Below are 2807 nucleotides of genomic sequence, written 5' to 3' on the forward strand. Positions count from 1 at the left end.
CACTCAGATAGCCGGCGTCTACCTCAGTCCACGCGCAGGCCATAAAACGACAATGGTCCATGCAGCACAGGTCTGACAGCTCCGAACTACACTCCCAAAATGGGAAGACCACTTCCCCAAACTCGGTCGTCCACCAACTGAAATCGCCGCCGCCCACTGCCATCTTCCTTCCACCAGACACATCTTCACCCCTTAGTGGTTGAATAGGGCCTAACGGCAGCGCCGCCTCCAGATTCTGATGGCCCCACCACTCTCACCTGTCGAGGACAACCTCACCTGATCTGACGCTGACCGGGAATCTGCCCACATCCCCTGGTGCCGGACCCAATATGTACCGGCCCTGATGATCAAACCTTTCTCCATGACCGTCATCGCCTCGCCTGGGACACACCAGCGTCAAGACCGTCCTGGACGCCTCCAGCCACCTCTACGAAGGCCTCGACCGAAACGCCGCCGACACCTCGGACCCGCTCTGGGACCCATTTCATGTGGACGCGACGATCCCAAAACAGGAATCAAGGAAGGGGACTCACCTAGAAACCCCAACAAACACAAGGGATCCCGAAGTGGGCGATACTGGGATCGAACCGGTTAGTCGGCCTACCTCCTCCGAGGTAACCGGGCGAGCGTCGACTCTCGCAAGAACCCCACGGGCAATTCCTCACTGCCGCCCCTTCACCCGAACCATCCCCAAGCCGATCCCGATCGGTTCTGTCCGATCCCGGCTTTGTCACCATCGACCTGATGGATCAGGGTCATGCGAGAGTATTCGCCAGAGCGATGGACTGCCACTGCTCATCGGACAGACGCTTGGCTGCGGCCGGGAAAACGTCATATTCCTCGATGGCGATGTGACGGTGAAGGTCGTCTAGCAAGGCCTGAAGTTCCACCCCGTCGAGGGCCGGGTCGCTCAACGCTTCCACAAAGCGTCGATGGTCATCTTCGAGGTCCTCGATGTAATAGTTCTTCAATCCGGCCACCATACCTTCGGCAAAGATACCTCGCTCCTCGCGTTGGGCGTGGAAGGTCAAGGCTTCACGAAGGCGGACCAAAGCAGCCATCCGGGCCGGCGCTCCGCCACTGGCCCGGATCTCTACCTCGTCGGCCAGCTCCGTGATGTATTCATGCTCCTCACCGAGTTCGGCAATCTCGGGGATCCTTCGACAATCACAATACTCACACATCCCAATCCTCCTCCCACAGAGTCGTCCCATCTGGGCGGAGCCTTCGCCCTCGTCGGCTCATTTGACGAATCCTGTCCGGTGTCGGCGTAACGGTCGGGATCTCCATCTCAGCGAAACCGGCCCAGCACGTCAGTCGACATCCGTTCCGGGCTCCACGGTGGGTCCCAGACGAGGTTCACCTGAACTGGGATCTGGGGTAATGCCCGGCGGACTGCCTGCCCGGCCTCCTGGGGAAGCTGTTCCGATACCGGGCATCCCGGAGTGGTCAAGGTCATGTCGACGACCAATCCGGATTCGTCGACCCGGACGTCATAGATCAGGCCCATGGTGACGACGTCGAGCCCCAGTTCGGGATCCCAGACGTTCTGCAGCGCCCGGTAGGCGGCCGCAACGACATCGGGGGATGTAGATGGGGTGGTCATGCGTGTTGGTGGGCGTCGTGGTTCATACTTTCGAAGAGTGCTTCGGCCTCTTCCAAAGAGAGCACCGAGTCGAGAATGGGAAGCAGTACTTCCTCTTCCTTGCGAAAGTGGAGCACGATGATCCCTGCCAGGGCACTAAGTTGCCGGGCTATGTCCCCAGCCTGCTCGTCGTTGGGCCAGCCATCGAGAGCTGCGACGACCGAGGCGGCGAGCCGGGCGGTGCGCGAGGCGATTTCTTGGTGATCAACCCGCATCGTCGCGGTGGCAGTCACCGCGCCGGTCAGCTGATCTACTGCCGGGTAGAGGACCTCCTCCTCGGCGGCGGCGTGGGGAATAAGGTGATGCTCAAGGAACTCGACGATGTGACGGAGCCGGTCGGTCGCAATCTCGACGCTCCACCCGCCCACCCCGGCAGCAGCCTGTTCCAATTCCTGGATGGTGGGTAAGAGTTCACGATGCTCGCGGCGGATTGGTTCGGTTGGGAGAATGGTCATGTTCGATCCTTTCAGGTTGGGGCGATTACGGTGTCCGGGTTGAGGTCGGAAAGCGGGCGATCCTGCCTTGAGGCTGCCCGTGAAATCAATCTGGGACTTAGTGTCAGATTGAGGGTGGTGACCAGGCCACTCGTAGCCACCAACAGTCCAGCCGAGGCGACCGCGCTTTCAGACTCGCCGATGATTCCGGCGATCAGGGCAAGGAAACCTCCTCCGGCAAGTGCGAGTGTGACCCAGGCAGGACGTTTTCGGTAAAGGTCTCCAAAGAGCAGCGGACGGCCCGACGGGTGGTTTCGAATACCCCTCGACCGCAGTGCCGTATAGACGATGAACGGTACAATTTTGTGGGCATGGCCGATGACCGCCAGGGACAGCCAGGCCATCAGGGATGCCACTTCGGCAGTTACCAGTCGGGTCCGCAACGCCGGGCCCATCGGGAGGCCGGCCGCTGATCCGCCGAGCAGGAGCGCCACCACCAGAAAGGTCGTGGACACGAACAAGAAACCATGGAGAAGCTCAAGTTTACGGTGGCGGTGCCGAACCGATGAGACAAACGACACGATGTGAGCGCACAAACCTCCGGCGACCAGACCTCCCCCGAGCCAGGCGAGCCACGGTATGGAGAATAGGAGACCGAGGGTCAGCGGGGTGACCCCGACCCCGAGCAACGTCACAGACATGACCCCGGATCGGGCCGACGGTCGATG

General features: G+C 60.9%; 4 protein-coding genes. All 4 read right to left on the reverse strand.

Annotated features, from left to right (window positions below):
- Positions 1-755: 755 nt before the first annotated feature.
- Positions 756-1184: a hemerythrin domain-containing protein gene (locus JJE47_10190; GenBank protein ID MBK5267791.1), complete on the reverse strand. Its 429-nt coding sequence runs from the start codon at positions 1182-1184 to the stop codon at positions 756-758.
- Positions 1185-1291: 107 nt separating this feature from the next.
- On the reverse strand, positions 1292-1606 hold the full coding sequence (locus JJE47_10195; protein MBK5267792.1) for a metal-sulfur cluster assembly factor: 315 nt from the start codon (positions 1604-1606) through the stop codon (positions 1292-1294).
- The gene (locus JJE47_10200) at positions 1603-2100 is read right to left on the reverse strand and encodes a hemerythrin domain-containing protein (protein ID MBK5267793.1); all 498 of its coding nucleotides are present in this window, start codon (positions 2098-2100) and stop codon (positions 1603-1605) included. Before JJE47_10200 ends, JJE47_10195 begins: the two co-directional genes overlap by 4 nt.
- A gap of 11 nt (positions 2101-2111) precedes the next feature.
- Positions 2112-2780 carry a hypothetical protein gene (locus JJE47_10205; GenBank protein MBK5267794.1) on the reverse strand — a complete coding sequence of 223 codons (669 nt, stop codon included), beginning with the start codon at positions 2778-2780 and terminating at the stop codon, positions 2112-2114.
- Positions 2781-2807 lie beyond the last annotated feature (27 nt).

The organism is Acidimicrobiia bacterium (assembly GCA_016650365.1).
GTDB lineage: Bacteria > Actinomycetota > Acidimicrobiia > Spongiisociales > JAENVV01 > JAENVV01.

What these genes read in the sequence shown, in the direction of transcription:
- JJE47_10190 (MBK5267791.1), bottom strand. Translation starts at nt 1,184, where the DNA reads ATGTGTGAGTATTGTGATTGTCGAAGGATCCCCGAGATTGCCGAACTC.
- JJE47_10195 (MBK5267792.1), bottom strand. Translation starts at nt 1,606, where the DNA reads ATGACCACCCCATCTACATCCCCCGATGTCGTTGCGGCCGCCTACCGG.
- JJE47_10200 (MBK5267793.1), bottom strand. Translation starts at nt 2,100, where the DNA reads ATGACCATTCTCCCAACCGAACCAATCCGCCGCGAGCATCGTGAACTC.
- JJE47_10205 (MBK5267794.1), bottom strand. Translation starts at nt 2,780, where the DNA reads ATGTCTGTGACGTTGCTCGGGGTCGGGGTCACCCCGCTGACCCTCGGT.